The sequence below is a fragment of the Pantoea sp. MBD-2R genome (assembly GCF_039134845.1).
Taxonomy (GTDB): Bacteria; Pseudomonadota; Gammaproteobacteria; order Enterobacterales; family Enterobacteriaceae; genus Erwinia.
Genome location: NZ_CP152417.1, coordinates 1,736,572 through 1,756,198, shown reverse-complemented (window position 1 = coordinate 1,756,198; position 19,627 = coordinate 1,736,572). Strand labels below are relative to the sequence as shown.

The window sequence follows — 19,627 nt, the reverse complement described above, 5'->3', positions numbered from 1 at the left end:
GCTGGAGTTGTAATGGATAAGATCTGGTTTGGCACGGCCTATTATCGTGAATACCTGCCGCAGGAAAGGCTGGAAGAAGATATTGCGATGATGAAAGCGGCGGGCATCAATTACGTTCGCATTGCCGAAAGTACCTGGAGCACTTTCGAGCCTCAGGAAGGCGAGTTTGATTTTTCCTCCGTTCTCATCGTGCTCGATCGTATGCACGCCAACGGCATCAGCGTGATTATCGGCACCCCGACCTATGCCGTCCCCGCCTGGCTGGTAAAAAAATATCCGGACGTCATGGCTACCACGCCAAAAGGCCTGAATAAGTATGGCCCGCGGCAAAAGATGGATATTACCAGCCCGGTTTACCGCTATTACGCCGAACGTATTATTCGCCAGCTGCTGGCGGTTACCGCCGCGCATCCGGCAGTGATCGGCTTTCAGATTGATAACGAAACTAAGTATTACGAAACCAGCGGCCATTCTGTGCAGGTCGCGTTCGTTAAATATCTGCGCAAAAAATTCAGCAACGATCTCAATGCGCTTAATCAGGCATTCGGGCTGGATTACTGGAGCAATCGCGTGGATGCCTGGGAAGATTTCCCGTCGGTTGAAGGCACAATTAATGCCAGCCTGGGTGCCGAGTTTCAGGCTTTTCAGCGTCAGCTGGTAATTGATTTCCTCGGCTGGCAGGCGGATCTGGTCAGGGAATACCGCTCCGCTTCGCAATTTATCACCCACAATTTTGATTTCGAGTGGCGCAACTGGTCGTTTGGCATTCGTAGCGAAGTGGACCATTTTGCGACTTCGCGCCTGCTGGACATTACCGGCGTGGATATTTATCACCCCAGCCAGTCCCGTCTGACCGGCGCGGAGATCGCCTTTGCGGGAGATTTGGCGCGCACCACTAAAGACAAAAACTATTTCGTACTGGAAACGCAGGCGCAGGCGTTTAAGGACTGGACGCCCTATCCGGGACAGCTGCGGTTACAGGCATTCAGCCACGTCGCCAGCGGTGCCGGACTTATCGGCTACTGGCACTGGCATTCCCTTCATAACTCATGGGAAACCTACTGGAAAGGCCTGCTCAGTCACGATCTGTTGCCCAATCCGGTTTATCAGGAAGCCTGCACGCTGGGTAACGAACTGGCTAAGCTGCCCGAGCTGGTGGGATTAACCAAAACTAACCGCGTTGCCATGCTGGTCAGTAATCGCTGCCTGACGGCGATCGACTGGCATCCGTGGCGCGGTCATCAGTTCGGCGGCTACAAACAACATCAGTACAACGATCAGTTTCGTGACTGGTACGACGCGCTGTATCGCCTGAATATTGAACTGGATATTCTTGATGCTGACGATCCGCGAGCCATGCGTTACGACATATTGATCGTGCCGCTACTTTATGCCGCTTCAGATGCTTTACTGCATCGTCTGAACCGCTTCGTTGCCGACGGCGGGCAAATTATTTACTCGTTTAAATCCGCTTTCGCCGATGAGAATCTCAAGGTCCGTACCACGCTTCAGCCTGGTATTATCAGTGAAGCCTGCGGCGTGACTTACCAGCTGTTCGTAGAGCCGGATAACGTCAGTTTAACCGCCGATACCTTCGCGTTCCCCGACGAGACCGGCCAGGTGAGTGACTGGATGGAACTGCTTGAACCCTCCTCGCCGGAGACAGAAGTGCTGGCACGCTATCAACATCCTTATTGGGGAAAATACGCGGCGATTACCCGTCACCGTTACGGTAAAGGATCGGCAACCTATATCGGCTGCCACCTTTCCTCTCAGGGGATGGAGCAGATCTTCTCCTCTTTGTTTGCCAGCGCGTCGCTGACAGTCGGTGCCACTTTCCCGCTGGTCGTACGTAAAGCGCAAACCCGTACGCAGCAAACGCTGTTGTTTCTGCTGAACTATTCGGCTACGCCGCAAAAAGTGCGCAATCCGCTGCGGCAGGCAAGATCGTTGCTGAACAACCGCCAGACAGAAACGGGCGAGATGCTGGAGATCGCGGGCTGGGACGTGGTGATTTTGTGTGGGGAGGAGGCGCAATGAAACGATCGGATACTGAAGTGGTGCCCGCTATCGGTCTGCGCGAACGGCTCTCTTTTGGGCTGGGCGATTACGGCACTAACCTGACTTACACCTTAATGGTGACGTTTCTCGCCTGGTACTATACCGACGTGGTCGGTGTGCCGGCATTTCTGGTGGGATCGCTGATGTTCCTTGCCCGCGTGCTGGACGGTCTGTTGTGCATTTGGGTAGGCATCCGCATCGATAAAACCCAAACCCGCTACGGTAAAGCGCGCCCCTGGGTTTTATGGACCGCCATCCCGTTTGGTGCCTCGACCTTTTTACTGGCCTGCGTGCCGGACGGTAGCTATACCCTCAAGGTTAGCTGGGTTTGCGTCACCTATTTGCTGGCGAACATCCTGTTTACGGCAAACAACATTGCCTATGGCTCACTGCTGGCGTTGATTACGCGCGATGTGGTGGAGCGTGGCGTGCTGAGCGTTTTCCGCAAGGGGCTTTCCACCTGCGGCTCGCTTACCGTGGGCGTTATCACGCTGCCGCTGATCGCCTGGCTGGGCGATAACCGCAGCGCATGGCTGATTGTCTTTGCCCTTTACGGCTTCTTTACCGCCCTCTTTCTGATGCTCACGGCCCTCGGTACGCGAGAGCGTATCAAGCCCGTGCGTGATGATAATCGCCAGCAGATCGCCTTTCAGCGCATCTGGCGATCGATGCTGGCAAACAAGTACTGGATGATGATCTTCCTCTACCTGATGATCACGTTTACCAGCCTGACTGCCCTGAGCACCATCAGCGTCTACTACTCCAAATATATTTTGCAGGACATCACGCTGATGTCGTGGATCAGCGTGGCGCAGTATTTGCCTGGATTACTGACGCTGCTGATCATACCCATGCTGATTAAGCGCATCGGCAAACGCAATCTGGCGCTGTTGGGTTTAACGGTTTGTACGATGGGTTATCTGCTGCCGCTGCTGGGCAGACAGGATGCGCTGTTTGTGATCGCCGCAACGGTGGTGCGCAGCATCGGCTTTTGCGGCATTGGCGCAACCATGTTCGCCTTTCTTGCCGATACCATCGACTATGGCGAATGGACCAGCGGGCTGCGCATTGAAGGCATTTTATTCAGCGCCGGTACGCTGGGCCAGACGGTAGGCATGGGCTTTGGCACGGCCAGCGTAGGCTGGATGCTAAGCGCCGCCGGCTTTACCAGCGGCGGCGGCGCTCAGCCTGCAAGTGCCATACAGATGATCCAGTTTCTCTTTATCTTCTTCCCGGTGATCCTCGCACTGGTCAACATTTTACTGCTCAGCTTTTACCGGCTGGATGCCATTTATCCGCAGGTTGCTGCCGACCTGGCCGAAGGGAAATTTCGTTCGCCAGAAGCTGCACCCGTGGTGACTGCGCAAGGTAAATTGAGCAGCTAAGTCTGAATTTATACAGGATGGGAGCCGCAGCGCAGCGGCGAACTGCCATTGCGCTATGCTGCTGTTTTTTCAGAACTCCGGGAAGCGTAACGATGGTGCATAACGAAGAGGCGGCGATGTCAGGTTTTACTCCACTGGTCAGGCGTTTCACTTTTAATGCCTGGATGGTTGCTGGCTTTACCCCCATCACTCGCGGCAGCAAACTCGACTTTGCCATTAACCGTGCTGGCGGCATGAAAGGGCATGTCCTCAATCTTACGCTGCGCGGACGGGGAAGAATTTCCACGTCAAAAGGCAGCTTTGTTTGCCAGCCCGGCGAAATTTTGCTGTTTCCGGCAGGCGTACCGCATCACTATAGTCGTGATGAGGCCTGCGAAGAGTGGGATCATCTGTGGATCTATTTTATTCCACGCACTTACTGGATGACGTGGCTTAACTGGAAGCACTGCGTCGAGGGTATTGGCCGGCTGACGCTGGCTGCCACCAGCGAATCCGACATCATGCGATCGCGCTTTCTGGAAGTGATCCAGCTGAGCGTCAGCGATGAACCGCTGGCAGAAGCGCTGGCGATGAACGCCGTGGAGAAGATCGTGCTGGAATGCTATCGGGCCCAGCCCGATCTGCACCAGCCGGTTATCGATCCGCGGATTAAAACGCTTTGCCAGTATCTGAACGAACACATGGCCCAGGAAACCAGCATTGAACGGCTGGCCCGTAAAACCTGTCTCTCCCCTTCACGTCTGGCGCATTTGTTTAAAGAAGAGACCGGCCTCACCATCTTTGCCTGGCGTGAAAAACAGCGGGTAGCGCGGGCCTGTGAATTACTGCAAAAAACCAGTTTCTCCATCACCCACGTCGCGCTGACCGTGGGCTATAACGACCCGCTCTATTTCTCACGTATCTTTCGCCATCATATGGGCGTCAGTCCTCGCGGCTACCGGAAAAATTAGCCGCAGTGCCGTTGCGCTTCTGCGTCCCCAACTGCAATCGTCTGCTGGTTACCAGCGTAACGACGATGCCGCAAAGCGCAACCGAAACAAGGCTGATACCCAATACGGTCATCGCTTTAAAACCAAAGGCCTGATAAAGCAGAAAACCGGCAATACAGCCTGACAGGAAGGAAAAAATGGTGGTCAGATGCGTATACAACTGTTTTCTTGAGGCCTGTCGACTGCCAGCCTCATAGTTGTGAGTAAATGAACAGATGAAGGACCCCAGCGCAATGCCGACATCCGTCAGCGTACCGGTAACATGGGTGGATCGTACCCGACCGTTAGAAAGCTGCGTCGAAGTAGAGTTGTGGATACCCATTAAAAAACCGAGGATCACCAGCACTTCCCGGTTGTTCTCAGACGAGTAAAAATGCGTTTCAAATAACGACGTAAAGAACAGCGCTATCCCTTCCGCCAGCAGCAGCAGGCAGAACACCGTTCTGATCCGCTTCTTTAATCCGGCAATCACCACAAAGCGAGCGGTTGTCGAGCCGATAATAAACGCCAGCAGCATGACGCTGAGAAAAATCAGCGTATTGATATCTGCACTGGAGATCTCCGTGGAAATTTGTGACGCGTTACCGGTCATATGTGATGGGAAAAAGCCGAAGGCACCCAGCGCCATGGCGTTCAAAATACCCGCAGCGGTCGCCAGCACCAAGGCCAGATAGCGATCTTCAGTATGCGATCTCGCTTTCTTCTTTTTTATCAGCACGTCGTTTACCCCTCTGATTTAACCAACCGGCAACAATATGAAACCAGTCGTAACAATATCAGGATAAGCGATTTCAGCAGAAGCGCAGCGAAATTCAGCAGGTTAAGCCATTTACTTTGTTAATTTTGCTGTCATTTCTCTGGTAATGTTTGGTTTGTTAAATAAAGGTAAATATTAACCTGCGAGACGTGAGGTGCCGTGCATGGCAGGAAAGATAACCGGCATTTTCTGAGGCCAAAACGCCGGTTAATCATTTTCGGCCAAAAAGCTAACGATACACCGGCAGCAAATTAAATTCGCTCAGTGTCCAGGCGATGATATTCATCACGCCAAAAGCCAGCACGGCTAATATCATCAGATTTTGCTGCCAGCTTACTGGCTCGCCGGCTGAAAACTTTTTCCGGGCTTTTAATACCAGCATGGCAGGGATGATCACCGCCCATAAGGTCGCGCACAGCCCGGCATAGCCGATGGCCGCGACAAATCCATTTGGCCACCACAGTGAGGCACTCAACGGAGGCAGAAAGGTCAGGCAGGCGACCTTCAATCGTGATGCTGGCGTATTGCCCATGCCCAGCCGGTCAGCGATAAAATCAAACAGGCCTGCCGTCACGCCCAGGAAAGAGCAAAGAATGGCGAAATGTGAAAAGATCTCCATCAGCAGCGTCAGCGCATTGACATGAAGCTGGTTGCGCAGTGCATCCAGCAGCGCCGCCACGTCGCCACCCTGCGCAATGATCGCCGGGAAAGATGAGCGAGGGAGGTTGCCCATGGTGCTGGTGATCCAGAACAGATAAAGGAACAGAGCCAACAGCGTTCCCAGGATCAGCGCTTTTTTAACCGGTTTTTGCTCGCCGCCATAGTAGCTAATCAGCCCGGTAATATTGCCGTGATAGCCAAAGGAGGCGAGGCAGAAAGGCAGGACGGCCAGCGTATACGGCCAGTAGGTCACGCCTGATGCCTGGCTGTTAGTGAGCGTGGGCAAATCGACCTGCATCAATAACCCCCCGAAAAGCGCCAGCAGCAGCACAATCTTGGCAACGAGCGAGACCGTCATCAGCCGACTCACGCCTTTAGTCCCTAACCAGACGATTACCGCGACACAGAGCGTCAGTAAAATTTTTGCCCCCGCCGTTGAGACAGGCAGTCCTGCCGCCGCCAGAGAATGCTGGTAAACCGGCCCGCTGGCCGAGATATAGGCATAAGTCAGAATGCCCAGTACGAACAAAATGCTTAACCCTGTCAGTGTGGCCCAACCGTTTCCCAACAGATCTTTTGTGACGGTGTCGTAACCTGCACCGAGGGGGTAGTGGCGGCTGGCATGTAAAAACAGCAGCCCGGAGAACAGCATACTTCCCCAGCCGATCAGTAATATCAGTAACGACCAGCCATACCAGGCGCCTGCCATCACCACTGGCAGGGTGAACATCCCTGCCCCGACTACCGTTCCGCAGATAATCATTGCGCCCCACCATACGGATGGGCTGCGTCCGGCAATTGCTGATTGCGTCATTTTTTTATCCTGAGTATTCATTCCGCTGCGGACTTTATCACTGACGCGGGGTTTTTGGCAGGCTGACAGCAGGAGAAATTGCACAGGTTTTGATTGTCGCGGTCAAAACAGGGTTGCTGGACGGGTATCATGCAGTTTCAATTCGTTACCGCTTATCAGGTTTCCGAAAAAATCTTAAAAACAACATTATTTTGTACCACCCCGTTATAATTAACAGACAGGCAAAAAAGCATGGGGGGTTTTTCAAATGAAAAAGGACCTGATTTTTGAGCGGAAGAAAAATCGAGCCATCGAAATCATGGCCAAAAAAGGCATGTGGCGCAGTATTTATGCTCCACCCTGCCACCTGTTTTTGTGGAAAATGGGCGTGAGTATACCGCCACCACCTTTTTCTCATTTTCTGACTAATTTTTTTAGCTTTGCCGTTGTTTATACACCATTTTGGGGCATCGTAATGTGGTTCATCTTATGGCGAGATCAGGGCGCGGGTGTGTTTGCTGCGTTTACCACAGCGATCACGTCAGGAGTGCTTTTTGGCGTGGCGATGGCGGCTTTTCAAAAATGGCGAAAACAGGCTAACCATCTGCCGGAATGGGAACAGGTATGACGTGTCAAACAGCCGGAAAAACCGCTGTTGCGGCTTTTCCGGCTGATTTTTTGACAACAAAATCAGGCGGCGCCATTTATCGATGCATCACAAATAATGACTTGCAGTGCGGACAGGTCATCGTCAGTTCAAGAGAAATTTTACTGATTGATTGCTTAGACTTTTTTCCACAAACGGGACAGGTGGCATCTGAAGTAATTTTTGAAATCTGATCCATCACGCGATTGAAGTAGGACATAATATTCGACCTTTCCGGTGAATGAAATTAATTGTACCACCGCTGGTTATTTTTTATACTGTCGTCTCACGTACTACCTGCCACTATAGGAATAACCGCAGGGTAGCCGCCCGTTGTAACTGCCTTTGACTCCATCGCATGCAACAAAACCTTAGCGTGTAAGATTCTTAGCCTGCTTATATAATTCACCCTGTCGGCTTTATTGATATAATAATAAATAAAATCAAATAGTTAACCAGGGAGATGTATCAATTTCTGCGCTTGCCGCTTTGACCAGCCTATCTCCAAACACTTTTACTGTTATATACTGGGTTTTAAATGCGTATATGAACGTCCTGAAGAAGGCTTCTGTTACCTTAAGTTCGCCGCAACCGACATAAACCTTAACCGATGGATCTGACTTATGAACGAAGAAGTACCGCTTAAATTTTATGACATCGTAGATGAGTATTCGACGGAGTGTGCAAAGCCGGTGAGTGAGTCAGAACGTGACGCTCTGGCACGCTATTTCCAGCTGTTGATTACTCGCTTAACAAATAATGAAGAAATCAGTGAGAATGCCCAGGAAGAGATGGCCAGTGAAGCCGGTATCAATGCGCTTCGAATTGATGATATAGCGACATTTTTGAATCAATGGGGCAATGAATAGCCGGGCAGCTATTTATCCGGCTACGAGCCGGGAGGCTGCTCTGCTTAATATATTCTGAGATATAGAGTACGCAGGAGATATTCTTCTGCCGATAACGTTGGGCTGGCTATTTGCCAGCCCGGCAGTAAAAAATAACGATGAAATAATCCATTCGTTAGGTTACAGGTTTAATTTAGCAGTACCTGTAACGCAAAATCCTCTGCTTTGTTCGGTTCTCCAACCGATAGTTCAGCAATCATTTCTTTCAGGCTTATATTAGTGACAGCCCTTCCCTCTGCCACCAACAAATAAGCCGCTTCGCCAAGCAACATGCACACCGCTTCGTGTTCTCTTACTACAGAATCCTTATCCATAATAGCCTCCTGTCGTAATTGACAAATTAATTTAACGCCAGACTCCGTTTACATAACGTGATCTGTTATACAAAATTTTCATTCATAAATGTACAAATGACAAAAGTTGAGCGTAATGCCTCAATTTTTCCAAAAATGATTTAAATCGCGCTATCGCGCCTTTGTTTTGGCTGCTGCGCAGGTGTCAGGCTCGGAGGATAGCCAGCCGCATCGGGGTAACGGGCTGTGTGGCGGAATACGACGTTGGCACCGCCGGTGACTGTTTGGTCAGGCGGTGAGATTCTGCTCTGCATTTTAATGCTTTTTTAACATGTTATGCAGCGCCAGAAAAATTACACCGACCCCTATGAATATGAGAAATCCATACCCAAGCAAATGGAACAACCAGATCCCGGCTATCCCGCCAGTCAGAAATGACAGTAAGGTGAACGCGTGTAGCCTGAGCCTCTCAAGATAAATCGGTGCGTCTTTTGGAGACTCCTTACGCCGCAGCACATCAAAGAGCATGGCCAACTCTATACCGATATCCGTCGATGTTCCTGATATGTGTGTTGTCCTGACACGCGCATTCGATATGCGGGTTACCACAGCATTCTGTAGACCCATTAAAAAGCTCAGGCACAAAATAAGTAATACGCCAGGCGAAAATGGAGTAAGCCAGCGTTCAACAATTCCCAGTAAAACCAGCCCCACACCTTCGATGATAATGTTTAAGGCGTACACCGAGCGAATATTCTTTCGGCGTCCTGCATTTATAATAAGTGTGGAGAAGGCAGAGCCAGCAATAAAGATACAGACGACAGACAGAAAAAAAATGCCTGGAGCGAAGTTTGCTTTAGCAAGGTGATCTGACAGTGAAGAGACGTTACCCGTCATATTTGCAGAAAAAAAACCAACGATTTCAAAAGCGGCAGTGTTCAGAGCTCCGGCAACGGCCGCCAGAGTGCAGGCGAGACGAGTATCCGCAATGCTGCTACGAAAATTTTCAGTGCTGATTAACATGGAACCTACCGTGCTCAACCTGGAAGGACCCATGATCCGCTTATTTCTAATAACAAACAAGACGGTAAGTCAGGCAAAGCTTCAACTGTTGATTCAAACTGTAAGCGCACCCGTTTTAGTTCCACATACTTTTTGAGATTTCCGGGGTTTCAGCCATCAGCCGGTGCGCTTCCGGTGTCAGGTTATTCAGGGATTCGTGGGGGCGTCAGTCCGGAGGCCTTTGAACAGGCCTCGTCGTGAGGACAGAATTTGTCTACGGACCCGGGGGCACTCCAGCAAACAAATGGTCGGTATTGATCCTGACCGTGCTTTGTACCCAACCCGCGCGCTTTAACGCCCTCAAGCGCAGACTCGATCCGATCACGCATAAAGCCCTGACGGAAGCACTAAGCCGACTTGAGCGCAACGGTATGGTCAGCCGTCGCGTAATCGCATCGTCACCCGTGGCGGTTGAATATGCGATTACGCCGCTGGGGCGGACGTTGCAGGATCCTTTTGTAGCGCTGGTGAGCTGGGCAAGGCAATATGGTGCGGAGATGGCGCAGGCACAGGGCATTTACGACGAGCGGCGCGCTGCCGATGAAGCCGGGTAAGTATGGAGATCGGTAAGGCAGCCAATGGCTGGCTGATAATGGCATAACCTCGGTTTTGCTAAGTCAGAACAAGTTATTACAACGCACTGGTAAAAAAACTTAAAAAGGAATAAAAAAATCAAAAATAACGCCACTGAAATCAGTAAATTTCTCAGCTTCGTTCTGCGCCACCAGCCTGAAACGATAGGATTATCCTTGCACCCGGAAGGCTGGGCTAACATAAGCGAGCTGATTGCGAAAGCCGCCTCTGAAGGTTATGTTCTCGATTTGACGTTAATTAAAAATCTCGTTAATGAGAGTGAAAAAAAGCGTTTCCAACTCTCCAGTGACGATCTTTTTATACGCGCAGCGCAGGGGCACTCTACGTCTCAGGTTAATATAACCTTCATCGCTGCAACACCGCCTGACGTGCTCTATCATGGAACAGCAACACGTTTCATTCCTTTAATAGATAAAAGTGGTCTGGTGGCCAAAGATCGGCAATACGTTCATTTATCCACCGACATTGCCACTGCGCAACAGGTGGGCCAGCGCCACGGGAAACCCGTGGTGCTGGGCATTGATGCTTTAGCAATGCATCAGCAGGCCTTTCCCTTTTATCAGGCTGATAATGGCGTCTGGTTGACCCACTCTGTTCCTCCAGCTTTTTTCAGAGTGCTGGAATAGTCTGTTCGTCGCTCAAAGTGACATTCTCGGCAAAGACTTCCAGCAGCACATTTTCACTGAGGAAAGCGATCCTGTAGTGTTTTACCGCCCGTAATCCGCCGAAATGTGCTGTCCAGGCCTGTGCAACTTCAGAGTCAGGATATTCAACCAAAGTGCCGGTTGCTGGCGATTTTTTACTGCTTTCATAATCGATATCCAGCATGGGTACGCCAGGAAACGCAGACTTATAAAAAGCGCACACTCCATTAAAGAGAAGCTCACGGTAAAGAACGTTCTCACCTTCATTTTCCGCGTCATAGTCGACCTTAACGGCCAGATCTAAACCTCTGGATTCAAGAGAGAGGGCATTCTCCCCATAGGGGGGTAGCCAGTCGTAAATATCCAGAAGTAAAACTGCATCACCGGCTTTCATTATTTTCTTCCTCGCGGTAATTCCGGACTTCCTGTTTCTGGAAGTTTGTTTGTAGTGGTCAACAAAAACTGGCCACAGCTTTAGAGTTTTTCCAGAACAATCTTTCTGATTCATTCGGCGTCAAACCACCATTATATTGATGAGGTCTGAGCTGGCTGTAATATCCTGTGATGTAATTCGTTATTGCCGTGCTGGCTTCGCTAAAATTCGCGTAGCCATTATCCGGTACCCACTCTGTTTTCAGGCTTCTGAAGAACCGTTCCATTGGGCTGTTATCCCGGCAATTTCCCCGGCGACTCAGGCTTTGCTTTATCTGATATCTCCACAGTAACTGTCTGAAATTCCTGCTGGTATAGTGACTGCCTTGATCCGAGTGATACAGTAAATTAGCCGGTTTTCCCCGTGCTTCCCAGGCCATCGACAGGGCTTTACCTGTCAGTGCGGAATCAGGGAAAAATGACATCGCCCAGCCAACCGGTTTACGGGAAAACAAATCGAGTACAACAGCCAGATAAGCCCAGCGTTTTCCCGTCCAGATATAAGTCACATCACCGCATCAGGCCTGATTAGGCTCGGTAACAGCAAACTGGCGATCCAGATAATTAGGGATCTCAATGTGTTCCTTAGACGCCTTCTTATAACGATGGCAAGGTTGCTGACAGCTGATAATATTGAGCGCTTTCATCAGCTTTGTTGCCCGCCAGCGGCTCAGTTTTATACCTTTGGTGGTGACCATTGCGGCAATGCTTCGCGCTCCTGCTGAACCGTTACTTTCGCAATAAACTTCACGCACAAGGCTCAGTAATGCCACTCTCGTGGCGTCAGGCTTCCTGGGCTGCCGCCAGTATTTATAACTGCTGCGATGAACCCCAAACACGTTGCACACAACGGCAACAGGAAACCGCGCCCTGAGTTTCTCAACTAATGAGAATTGTTCAGGGAGTCTGACATCAAGAGCGCGGTAGCCTTTTTTAATATATCCCTTTCCATTTCAACGCGTTGAAGTTTCTTCTTCAACTCACGTATCTCAATCTGCTCAGGTGTCATGGGTGAAGCTATGGGTGATTTTCCCGCTCGCTTTTCTTTCAGTTGTCGAACCCATTTATCCATCGTGGATTTGCCGACATTCATCGCCGTAGCAGCGGCGGCAACGGTGTAATGCTGATCGAGTACAAGCTGGGCAGCCTCGAGGCGAAACTCAGGGCTAAAATTGCGTCTGTTACGTCCGGTCATAATGTCACCTGTTTTGACTGTGAGGTGATGATATCACCTCTATTCAGGTGGCCAAATTCACTATGCCACTACAGTATGTCTGTTAAGCGATTCTCGGATGTTATAGTAAATCGGCTATCCCGTAATTATTCTGGCGGGACATAATCCGTTACCTGCTCAGGTAAAAGATCAGGCATCGCAATAGTTCGCCCTTCGTCATCAACAAATTCAACCATGTAAGCCAGATATGGTTTTTCATGAATGAATACGATGGCGCCCACCATGCCTTTAGTTAACCCATCATTCGGTAAATCTTCCGCTAACACAACCACTTCAAACTCTTCTCTTCTCATGGCCTGTATCTCACTTAACAAAAATCGTCGTCATGCGTGGAACGACGGCATCAGGTTCATATATCCAACCGGTGCGTACTATCACAGTCTCACCGTTAGCGCCTAATATCGGCATGTCTACGGCCATTCGCTGCCCGTGCTGGTTTGCGTCCAAAACCTTAGCTGGGGCAGTTAATATGCCCTCTTGGACTTTACTCGCTAACACATCAGAATTTGTCGGGTTATAACCCAGCGCTGACTGGAATACTCTAGCCTTATGTCCCCCTTTCGGGTGGGTAACATCTAAAGAGTAAGTCGATAATTTTCTGTAATCTACAACCGCGTGTTCAGCATTCAGTAATGCCCCTGACTCTGAGGTAAATCCCTTTAAAGCAGGAGATTCAAACGTTGGGATTTTGCTTAATGACGATAATTCTTCCAGTTCTCCAGTAACGTTAACTCTTCCCATTGTCAGCCCGGCGGCTACTGAAGCGGCGGTAATCAGCAATCCCTTGTTATCCATAACCTGATCATAACCCGCAGACGCATCGCCGCCGAGCTGTTGTGCGGTCTGATGGAATCCTTCTACATTTCCGTTGTAGATGCCGCCAGCAGCCAGAAGTCTGCCCACCGCTTTGCTGTTGATGGTTTTTGCAGCCTGGGCATGTTGCACTGGCTCACCTGAAGGGCGAAACGTCTCTGTAGGTAAGCTTTTTTTGCCGTTTTGGTTATTGATAGCGAATTGGTAAGCCCGCTGGAAATCACTGACTACCCAGCAAAAAGGATCAACACCATCAAAAACCAGTTTGCCATCGGCGTTGATGTGAAAAGGATTTACTGTATCGTCCCAATACTCATCGGTATCCAGTCCGATGACCCAGCCTTCCATCAGGTTGACTTCAAGAGCGTCATAAACAGGGTCGTGTGCTGAGCGGATATAGTATTTGTCCTTCGGGAGTGGCAATAGGCTAGGGACTTCGTTGACCGGAGGCGATACGTAATTACGGTAGTCCAGGTCATAAGTAAACGCGGCTTTTTCCAGTGCTGCATCGGGTGTCAGTATGTGCTGGAATTCATCGGGAGATAGCTCCCGTTCGAGTTCCCACAGTGTGTAGAGTCTGAGCATCAAACATCCTGTTTTCCACATTATCCATATGTATCCTCGCGCTTATTTGTATGCAAATCAAACATGCAGGCAATAAATACCTAATGTTCCTGCGTTGGGTATACCAAAAAATGAGGGTCGGCGATGGGAACGTCCGACGGGGAGTAATTTCAGGCCTTCAATACCCGACAGCGTCAACTAGTTAATCCAGCGTCCGACGGATGAACGGGCGCAGCAGAGCGTTCTGGCGACATCGCTGACGCATTCGCCCCGGTGTAACATCAGGATGACGATCAGTCTGCGGGCATGATTTTTGTCACGCGTTTTATGGATAGCTTTCTGCATCAGGCGTCGCTCGTCGCGAGGAATGGGTGCTATGAGCGGCATCGCTCAGTCCGGTTGGTGATGTGGGATATTTGGCGATTGATCAGATCACATAATCTGGACTGAGTTCCCTTAAAGTGATCTACTATTCGGTGCAGCTATTTAGCACCTAAAGGTTCTGCCATATGAAGCCCTTGATAAGAAAAAGGCCGCTTATCGAAGCGACCTTTAGAGTTGTAACCTAATTCACTGATATTATTGTAAATTAATCACAATGGTTGTTGGATTTATCAAATTTCTTTAGAAGCCAGCTATAGATATCATTTAAAAATCGGACACAGCCCAATGATGTAATTACTACTACTGCCCGATGCGAAAAATTTTCTGGCATTTCCCACCAACCAGATATTATATCGGCCCCGCTTAATATAGAAGCTGAAAACTGAAAACCCACAACAACAACTACTACATATCCAAATTTGATTAACCTTTTCTGTTTTACCAAGTGCATTGTCCTGGGGAAATACTCCCTCCTCCATTTGCGTTTCGACTTCCAGAATCACGAACACAAGAGTTGTAAGCGTTAGCAACAACACCAGATAACAATCCACCGGGCCCGCCTTTTAACCCACCAATTATTCCATCTCCTATATCCAGCACGCACTGAGTGTCAACATCTTTGTAAATATCAACGGCAGCACCATGCTGTATAGTCGATTGCCTTGATTTATTCTTATTTTGAGAAATCCCTTCATAATTTCCATTAGCATTACTCCCAAATACTAAACCCAACACTCAGGATTACTTTCTTGAATAGCCATCATCAACTCCTTGTTATATCAACCTATATGTTTTTTAGCCTGTACTCCTTAAACAGGACAAATATATATCTACACCTGTGTATGACTGCTGTCAAAAAAAGTAATTATATTTAATTGTCAAAAAAAGCATACCCTTACAAGGGGTTAACTTATCATGTTAAATAAAATTGGCTGATAATGGGAGTGCGGGTGATAAAACAGACAATTTATATTGAAGTTGATCACAATTAATCCATAAGTAAAACTGGATCCTCAATAAACTCCTGACGCCATCAGCGTTAACTTCCAGGTACGTCTGCCCAAGGCTAAATTCGAGATGGTTCATTTCAGCTTTGGTCTGCTCAAAGCGTGCTTCCTCAAACTCTACAACGATAGCTTTTTGAATTGTTACGCATTTAAACACACACCTCAGAGTCATTTCAGATGACTTAACAGAGAGATGCCCATGAGCGGTAAACGTTGTCCCGAAGCGGTCAGACAGATTATTGATCGCGGCCATTCCATTGCAAGTGTTGCCACCCGCGTTGATATAACCACACACCACCTCTATGTCAGGGCAAAGAAGTACGGCCCTGATTCATCAGCCATTAAAACGCATTCCGATGCCCAGTCTGAGATCCGGCGACTTCAGAAAAAACTGAAAAGGGTTACTGATAAGAGAGACATGCAAAAAAAACCGCTGCAGACGGCAGGAAAAATGCAACAGAACAGGCAAAAGCGTTTTATGCCGCTTATTTAACGGCTTTTTTTAATAACAGTGACGAAGCATTAGATAGAAACAGTTACCGTTATTATTTGGATTTACCTTAGCTAACCTTGTCTTAAAAAAGCTTCGAAAAAAATTTATGAATCGCCACGGATAATCTAGACACTTCCGAGCCGTTGATAATACTGGTTTTCATATTCTGTCGGTGACATCTGATTGCTCGACCCATGCCGACGCTTACTGTTATAAAACATTTCGATGTAATCAAAAATATCGCTGCGGGCTTCTTCCCGCGTTCCGTAGATCTTTTTCTTTATGCGCTCTCGTTTCAGTAACTGGAAAAAGCTTTCTGCAACCGCGTTATCGTGACAGTTACCGCGACGGCTCATACTCCCTTCCAGGCCGTGTGATTTCAGGAATAACTGCCACTCATGGCTTGTATACTGACTGCCCTGGTCCGAGTGGACCAGCACCTTTCTTTGCGGATTACGCCGCCATACAGCCATCAGCAGTGCGTTCAGGACAATGTCCTTTGTCATCCGGGATTGCATTGACCAGCCGATAATTTTGCGTGAGAACAGGTCAACAACCACGGCCAGATACAGCCAGCCCTCGTGAGTCCTGATGTAGGTTATGTCCGTTACCCAACGCTCATCCGGAGCATCCGGATTGAACTGTCGCTGGAGCTTGTTGGGCGATACGATACTGGCCTCGCCTTTGCGTGCCCGCGGGCTCCGGTACCCGACCTGGGCCTTTATCCCGACACGCTTCATCAGTCGCCAGACTCTGTTCACTCCGCACTGTTGCCCGCTATCCCGCAAGTCCATATGGATCTTGCGATAACCATAAACGCAACCGGACTCCAGCCAGAACTGTTTGATCTTTCCCGTCAGTCTCAGATCTACCTGGTGGCGCTTAGAATGCGGCTGCTGAAGCCAGGCGTAAAAGCCACTGGGATGAACATCCAGCACCCGACAGAGCAGACGAACAGGCCAGCAACTGCTGTTGTCACGGATAAAGGCGTACCTCAGTCGGACAGCTTTGCGAAGTACGCCGCGGCTTTTTTTAATATGTCCCGTTCGTCGGTAACCCGCTTCAGCTCCTTCTGGAGCCGGCGGATCTCGGCCTGAGCATCTGACTGTTCTTTATTAGTGGAAGAATCCGGACCGTACTTCTTTATCCAGGCGTAAAGGCTGTGGGTGGTGATATCGAGACGTGTTGCAACGCTGGCAACAGAATAACCGCGATCAACAACCTGTTTGACTGCTTCAATTTTAAACTCTTCGGGATAACGCTTACCGCTCATGGGCACCTCTCTTTAAGCCATCTTAAATGACTCGGAGGTGTCTGTTAAACACGTGGCGATTCACTATATCTGAGCATGCATCTGCTTAGCAACTTCCACTGATTGCGCGGTGGACCATTACAACCCACCATTATTTGGGTTGAACAGCTGAAACGTACGCCGCTCGCCTTCTTCTATTGATACGTCTTTGAAGCTGCACTGGTAGTGTTCAATCCAGATGTTGGCTCCCTTGAGCGTCCAGTTATGATTGTACTTAGCCAAATTCTGTACAAAATCCACGGTTGTAACCGTGCGTCTTCCAGGCGGGCTAATTTTGATGCTGTTTCTGTATGCTGCTGCGATGTCATCGTAGCGCGCCATACGTCCCGCCTGTCATTCTACTGTTTTTACAGGGGTCTCCCCCCGATCATGGTGGGTCAATGTTCAGCTATTCAAAAAACATCATGTCATCGTAAGGAGTTTCCAGGCAGGACGTCAGTCTGGATTTCAGACTGCCGCAATGAACTTCAAGTTTATGACCATCGGGATCTAAAAAGTAAATTGACTCCCCCTCGCTATGGTTGTTCTTCCATTCAGCTACTCCAGATTTTTGCAGTTTCATCCTAAATGCCGACATGGCGTCTTCTGTGATGGTGAATGCGTAATGTGTATAGTCTTGTTTCGGAGCGACATGATCGACAGATAAGCAAAACCAAAGCTCTCCCAAAGACAAATATGCTCCATATTTCCATTTTGCATGTGGAGTAAATCCAAGTATTTCAACATAAAAATTAAAACTGACGTCAACATTTCTGACTGCGAGAGTTATATGGTTTACACCCGTGAGCATGTTTTTTAACCTATTTTTTGTAAATGATTTGATGGGAATCCTGGAATATCATATCCAGTTTACCGGAGTGGAACATTACACCCAGTTTAAAACGCTCTTGGTTTCGGTATCCTCCCGGCTTTTATCCTCAACAGCCTTATTTTGCTGTTCAGTGCTTCAGCATTGCTATTTGGCACGTGGCATCGCAGGCATCGCAGGCATCGCAGGCATCGCAGGCATCGCAGGCATCGCAGGCATCAGTGACTGTATAATTCTCGCCACGCTTGTTTTTTTATTCTGGTTTGTCTTCATGTCTGAATCAAACCACAAATACGTCATGGCAGGCGTATCATGTTTTGGATTCGTTGTAGCCTATGTCGTATACAAATTAGCTGATAACTTTCATGATGGTATATCAAAGCAGGGAGAACGCTCAAAAGCGTCTTTGAAAACTGTCGGAAATTATGTGAACTGCACCCCAAAAGTTGGTAACTCGGTATCAGCGGACAGGCGCGAAATACAGAAAAGATAAAAGCTTCCTGCGGGTTTCAGAATTCGCCAAAATTCAGCCAGGAACTCGTCCAGCCAGGCCAGATATTCAGCCTGGCTCGTCCAATGCCTATCCCAACCGCACGCTTTTACACGGTAGTACGGCGGGTCTGTAACAACGAGATCGATGGAATTATCAGGGAGTGTTTTAATAAATTTTAGTGAATCAGCATTCACAAGCTGAACATTTGATAAACAGTCAGCGTCTTTCAGCAATCAGATGGGCCTTTATTTTATAGGCTCACGATGCTTTAGCGCTAAAGCGTTGGGCCATGGTTCGCCCGTGACTTCAACAACAGGCGAACGACTGGTGGATGTTTGTAGCAAACACCAGTCGCCCATTTCTTAGCTCAATCTTGTGTTGAGACGGCAAGCTTTACCGCTCTGATTGAAAACGCACGCGATGGTGGTAAAGAGTATGAGTACAATACGCGCACTGGCCATAACGTAGGTAATAAATTTCCAGGCGACGGACCCAGGTATATCGGACGGGGAATGCTCCATTTAACCGGACGTGAGAATTATGATCATTACGGTAAGATTTTACACGCAGATCTTGTCAATCATCCGGGTGAAGTAGCTGCAAACCCGGATATTGCAGTAAGAACGGCTTGTGAGTTTTGGCGTATAAGACATGTTAATCCTTATGCAGATAAAGATGATTACCGGTGCGTAACTTACGTCGTTAACGGTGGGTATAACGGTCTTTTGCGCAGAAAACAGGCACTTGATCGAATTAAGAAAATAATGGGTATTTAAATGTCTAAACTTAAGATAGCAGTCTCACTTGCGATTATGTTGTCTGCATTCAATTCATATGCGGCAGTTACCAACTCGTCTATGACCTGCGAAAAAAATGCACTTCAGGATGCAAAAAAATTGTTGTCTTTTTATCGAGACAATGACGACAGAATTACTATTGATGAAAAAGTAACACCTTTGCATAAAATGAAGAATCCTCAAAATCCTTCGCAGATATTCGATGTCCTGGAGACATGGGGATCAATTTATAAGGGGAAATACCGAATGCGTCTCATTTACTCACCTGAATTAGACTGCACGTTGATGGGCGAAGAAATTTTGGAATATGCTGATTTATAATCAGGACGCTATGAAGCCAGGAGGGGGGTGCCTCCCCTCCTTAATAACGAACAACTACCGGGTTATCTTTCTAAACTCAACGTCAGCAAAAAAGTTCGGATTATTTTTATTTATCAGTGCCTATGTAAAAATTTAATCATCAAACATCATCAGCTGTTGCTGAATGCAGCAACCCAT

The 19,627-nt window shown here is 48.6% G+C and carries 22 protein-coding genes and 5 pseudogenes; 11 read left to right on the top strand and 16 right to left on the bottom strand.

What is annotated here, in order from left to right; genetic code table 11:
- Window positions 1-12 precede the first annotated feature (12 nt).
- From AAGQ96_RS08200 to araC, 3 genes are all read left to right on the top strand, one after another.
- Entirely contained in the window at window positions 13-2,040 is a 2,028-nt protein-coding gene (locus AAGQ96_RS08200; protein ID WP_342755235.1) for a beta-galactosidase, read from the top strand.
- Window positions 2,037-3,446 carry a glycoside-pentoside-hexuronide (GPH):cation symporter gene (locus AAGQ96_RS08195; RefSeq protein WP_147197019.1) on the top strand — a complete coding sequence of 470 codons (1,410 nt, stop codon included), beginning with the start codon at window positions 2,037-2,039 and terminating at the stop codon, window positions 3,444-3,446. Before AAGQ96_RS08200 ends, AAGQ96_RS08195 begins: the two co-directional genes overlap by 4 nt.
- A 92-nt stretch (window positions 3,447-3,538) precedes the next feature.
- The gene (araC, locus tag AAGQ96_RS08190; protein WP_147197017.1) at window positions 3,539-4,396 is read left to right on the top strand and encodes an arabinose operon transcriptional regulator AraC; all 858 of its coding nucleotides are present in this window, start codon (window positions 3,539-3,541) and stop codon (window positions 4,394-4,396) included.
- On the opposite strand, the gene AAGQ96_RS08185 is transcribed toward araC, so the two are convergent.
- Entirely contained in the window at window positions 4,368-5,153 is a 786-nt protein-coding gene (locus AAGQ96_RS08185) for a YoaK family protein (RefSeq protein ID WP_147197015.1), read from the bottom strand. The genes araC and AAGQ96_RS08185 overlap by 29 nt on opposite strands.
- 268 nt (window positions 5,154-5,421) lie before the next feature.
- Window positions 5,422-6,666 carry an aromatic amino acid transporter gene (locus AAGQ96_RS08180; RefSeq protein ID WP_147197013.1) on the bottom strand — a complete coding sequence of 415 codons (1,245 nt, stop codon included), beginning with the start codon at window positions 6,664-6,666 and terminating at the stop codon, window positions 5,422-5,424.
- A 247-nt stretch (window positions 6,667-6,913) separates the two neighbouring features.
- Between AAGQ96_RS08180 and AAGQ96_RS08175 the strand changes: the two genes are divergently transcribed.
- Complete coding sequence (locus tag AAGQ96_RS08175; protein WP_342755234.1) at window positions 6,914-7,273, top strand: DUF6404 family protein; 360 nt, start codon at window positions 6,914-6,916, stop codon at window positions 7,271-7,273.
- A gap of 76 nt (window positions 7,274-7,349) precedes the next feature.
- Here AAGQ96_RS08175 and AAGQ96_RS08170 read toward each other — a convergent pair whose 3' ends face one another.
- Window positions 7,350-7,490, bottom strand: coding sequence for a YnfU family zinc-binding protein (locus tag AAGQ96_RS08170; protein WP_342755534.1), 141 nt, complete (start codon window positions 7,488-7,490; stop codon window positions 7,350-7,352).
- 424 nt (window positions 7,491-7,914) lie between these two features.
- Between AAGQ96_RS08170 and AAGQ96_RS08165 the strand changes: the two genes are divergently transcribed.
- Window positions 7,915-8,160, top strand: coding sequence for a YmjA family protein (locus AAGQ96_RS08165; RefSeq protein WP_147197011.1), 246 nt, complete (start codon window positions 7,915-7,917; stop codon window positions 8,158-8,160).
- Between the two features lie 167 nt (window positions 8,161-8,327).
- On the opposite strand, the gene AAGQ96_RS08160 is transcribed toward AAGQ96_RS08165, so the two are convergent.
- The 3 genes and pseudogenes from AAGQ96_RS08160 to AAGQ96_RS08150 all read right to left on the bottom strand — a co-directional run.
- Complete coding sequence (locus AAGQ96_RS08160; protein ID WP_147197009.1) at window positions 8,328-8,513, bottom strand: hypothetical protein; 186 nt, start codon at window positions 8,511-8,513, stop codon at window positions 8,328-8,330.
- A 294-nt stretch (window positions 8,514-8,807) separates the two neighbouring features.
- A complete protein-coding gene (locus tag AAGQ96_RS08155) occupies window positions 8,808-9,515 on the bottom strand; it encodes a YoaK family protein (RefSeq protein WP_147197007.1) in 708 nt (235 codons plus the stop codon).
- 115 nt (window positions 9,516-9,630) lie between these two features.
- Window positions 9,631-9,720 (bottom strand): annotated as a pseudogene (locus AAGQ96_RS08150) (integrase); the annotation flags it as partial.
- Window positions 9,721-9,751: 31 nt separating this feature from the next.
- On the opposite strand from AAGQ96_RS08150, the gene AAGQ96_RS08145 reads away from it, so the two are divergent.
- Entirely contained in the window at window positions 9,752-10,108 is a 357-nt protein-coding gene (locus tag AAGQ96_RS08145) for a helix-turn-helix domain-containing protein (RefSeq protein ID WP_342755233.1), read from the top strand.
- Window positions 10,109-10,225: 117 nt separating this feature from the next.
- On the top strand, window positions 10,226-10,774 hold the full coding sequence (locus tag AAGQ96_RS08140; RefSeq protein ID WP_342755533.1) for an RNA 2'-phosphotransferase: 549 nt from the start codon (window positions 10,226-10,228) through the stop codon (window positions 10,772-10,774).
- On the opposite strand, the gene AAGQ96_RS08135 is transcribed toward AAGQ96_RS08140, so the two are convergent.
- From AAGQ96_RS08135 to AAGQ96_RS08110, 6 genes and pseudogenes are all read right to left on the bottom strand, one after another.
- Window positions 10,758-11,186 (bottom strand): hypothetical protein, encoded by a 429-nt coding sequence (locus AAGQ96_RS08135; RefSeq protein WP_342755232.1) that lies wholly within the window; start codon window positions 11,184-11,186, stop codon window positions 10,758-10,760. The two genes, AAGQ96_RS08140 and AAGQ96_RS08135, sit on opposite strands and share 17 nt — an antisense overlap.
- 58 nt (window positions 11,187-11,244) lie before the next feature.
- Window positions 11,245-12,456 (bottom strand): annotated as a pseudogene (locus tag AAGQ96_RS08130) (IS3 family transposase).
- Window positions 12,457-12,544: 88 nt separating this feature from the next.
- Entirely contained in the window at window positions 12,545-12,751 is a 207-nt protein-coding gene (locus tag AAGQ96_RS08125) for a DUF4926 domain-containing protein (protein ID WP_147197005.1), read from the bottom strand.
- A gap of 10 nt (window positions 12,752-12,761) precedes the next feature.
- Window positions 12,762-13,856 carry a DUF6883 domain-containing protein gene (locus AAGQ96_RS08120; protein ID WP_342755231.1) on the bottom strand — a complete coding sequence of 365 codons (1,095 nt, stop codon included), beginning with the start codon at window positions 13,854-13,856 and terminating at the stop codon, window positions 12,762-12,764.
- Between the two features lie 180 nt (window positions 13,857-14,036).
- A pseudogene (locus tag AAGQ96_RS08115) lies at window positions 14,037-14,222 on the bottom strand (helix-turn-helix domain-containing protein); the annotation flags it as partial.
- Between the two features lie 435 nt (window positions 14,223-14,657).
- Window positions 14,658-14,954, bottom strand: a complete 297-nt coding sequence (locus AAGQ96_RS08110; protein ID WP_342755230.1) for a hypothetical protein — start codon at window positions 14,952-14,954, stop codon at window positions 14,658-14,660.
- 465 nt (window positions 14,955-15,419) lie between these two features.
- Between AAGQ96_RS08110 and AAGQ96_RS08105 the strand changes: the two are divergent.
- Window positions 15,420-15,656 (top strand): annotated as a pseudogene (locus AAGQ96_RS08105) (transposase); the annotation flags it as partial.
- Window positions 15,657-15,844: 188 nt separating this feature from the next.
- Here AAGQ96_RS08105 and AAGQ96_RS08100 read toward each other — a convergent pair.
- From AAGQ96_RS08100 to fos, 3 genes are all read right to left on the bottom strand, one after another.
- Window positions 15,845-16,992, bottom strand: a protein-coding gene (locus AAGQ96_RS08100) for an IS3 family transposase (RefSeq protein ID WP_342755229.1) whose coding sequence is annotated in 2 segments (ribosomal slippage) — window positions 15,845-16,755 and window positions 16,755-16,992 — 1,149 coding nt in all. Because the reading frame shifts where the segments join, the coding sequence is not laid out codon by codon here.
- A 117-nt stretch (window positions 16,993-17,109) separates the two neighbouring features.
- Window positions 17,110-17,352, bottom strand: coding sequence for a DNA polymerase V (locus tag AAGQ96_RS08095; protein WP_342755228.1), 243 nt, complete (start codon window positions 17,350-17,352; stop codon window positions 17,110-17,112).
- Between the two features lie 67 nt (window positions 17,353-17,419).
- Window positions 17,420-17,821 carry a fosfomycin resistance glutathione transferase gene (gene fos / locus AAGQ96_RS08090; protein WP_342755227.1) on the bottom strand — a complete coding sequence of 134 codons (402 nt, stop codon included), beginning with the start codon at window positions 17,819-17,821 and terminating at the stop codon, window positions 17,420-17,422.
- On the opposite strand from fos, the gene AAGQ96_RS08085 reads away from it, so the two are divergent.
- Window positions 17,814-18,332 carry a hypothetical protein gene (locus AAGQ96_RS08085; RefSeq protein ID WP_342755611.1) on the top strand — a complete coding sequence of 173 codons (519 nt, stop codon included), beginning with the start codon at window positions 17,814-17,816 and terminating at the stop codon, window positions 18,330-18,332. The two genes, fos and AAGQ96_RS08085, sit on opposite strands and share 8 nt — an antisense overlap.
- Here AAGQ96_RS08085 and AAGQ96_RS08080 read toward each other — a convergent pair.
- Window positions 18,290-18,562 (bottom strand): annotated as a pseudogene (locus AAGQ96_RS08080) (DNA methyltransferase); the annotation flags it as partial. The gene AAGQ96_RS08085 and the pseudogene AAGQ96_RS08080 sit on opposite strands and share 43 nt — an antisense overlap.
- Window positions 18,563-18,733: 171 nt before the next feature.
- Between AAGQ96_RS08080 and AAGQ96_RS08075 the strand changes: the two are divergent.
- Window positions 18,734-19,108, top strand: coding sequence for a glycoside hydrolase family 19 protein (locus AAGQ96_RS08075; RefSeq protein ID WP_342755532.1), 375 nt, complete (start codon window positions 18,734-18,736; stop codon window positions 19,106-19,108).
- Window positions 19,109-19,450 (top strand): hypothetical protein, encoded by a 342-nt coding sequence (locus tag AAGQ96_RS08070; RefSeq protein ID WP_342755226.1) that lies wholly within the window; start codon window positions 19,109-19,111, stop codon window positions 19,448-19,450.
- The last annotated feature ends 177 nt before the right edge of the window (window positions 19,451-19,627 follow it).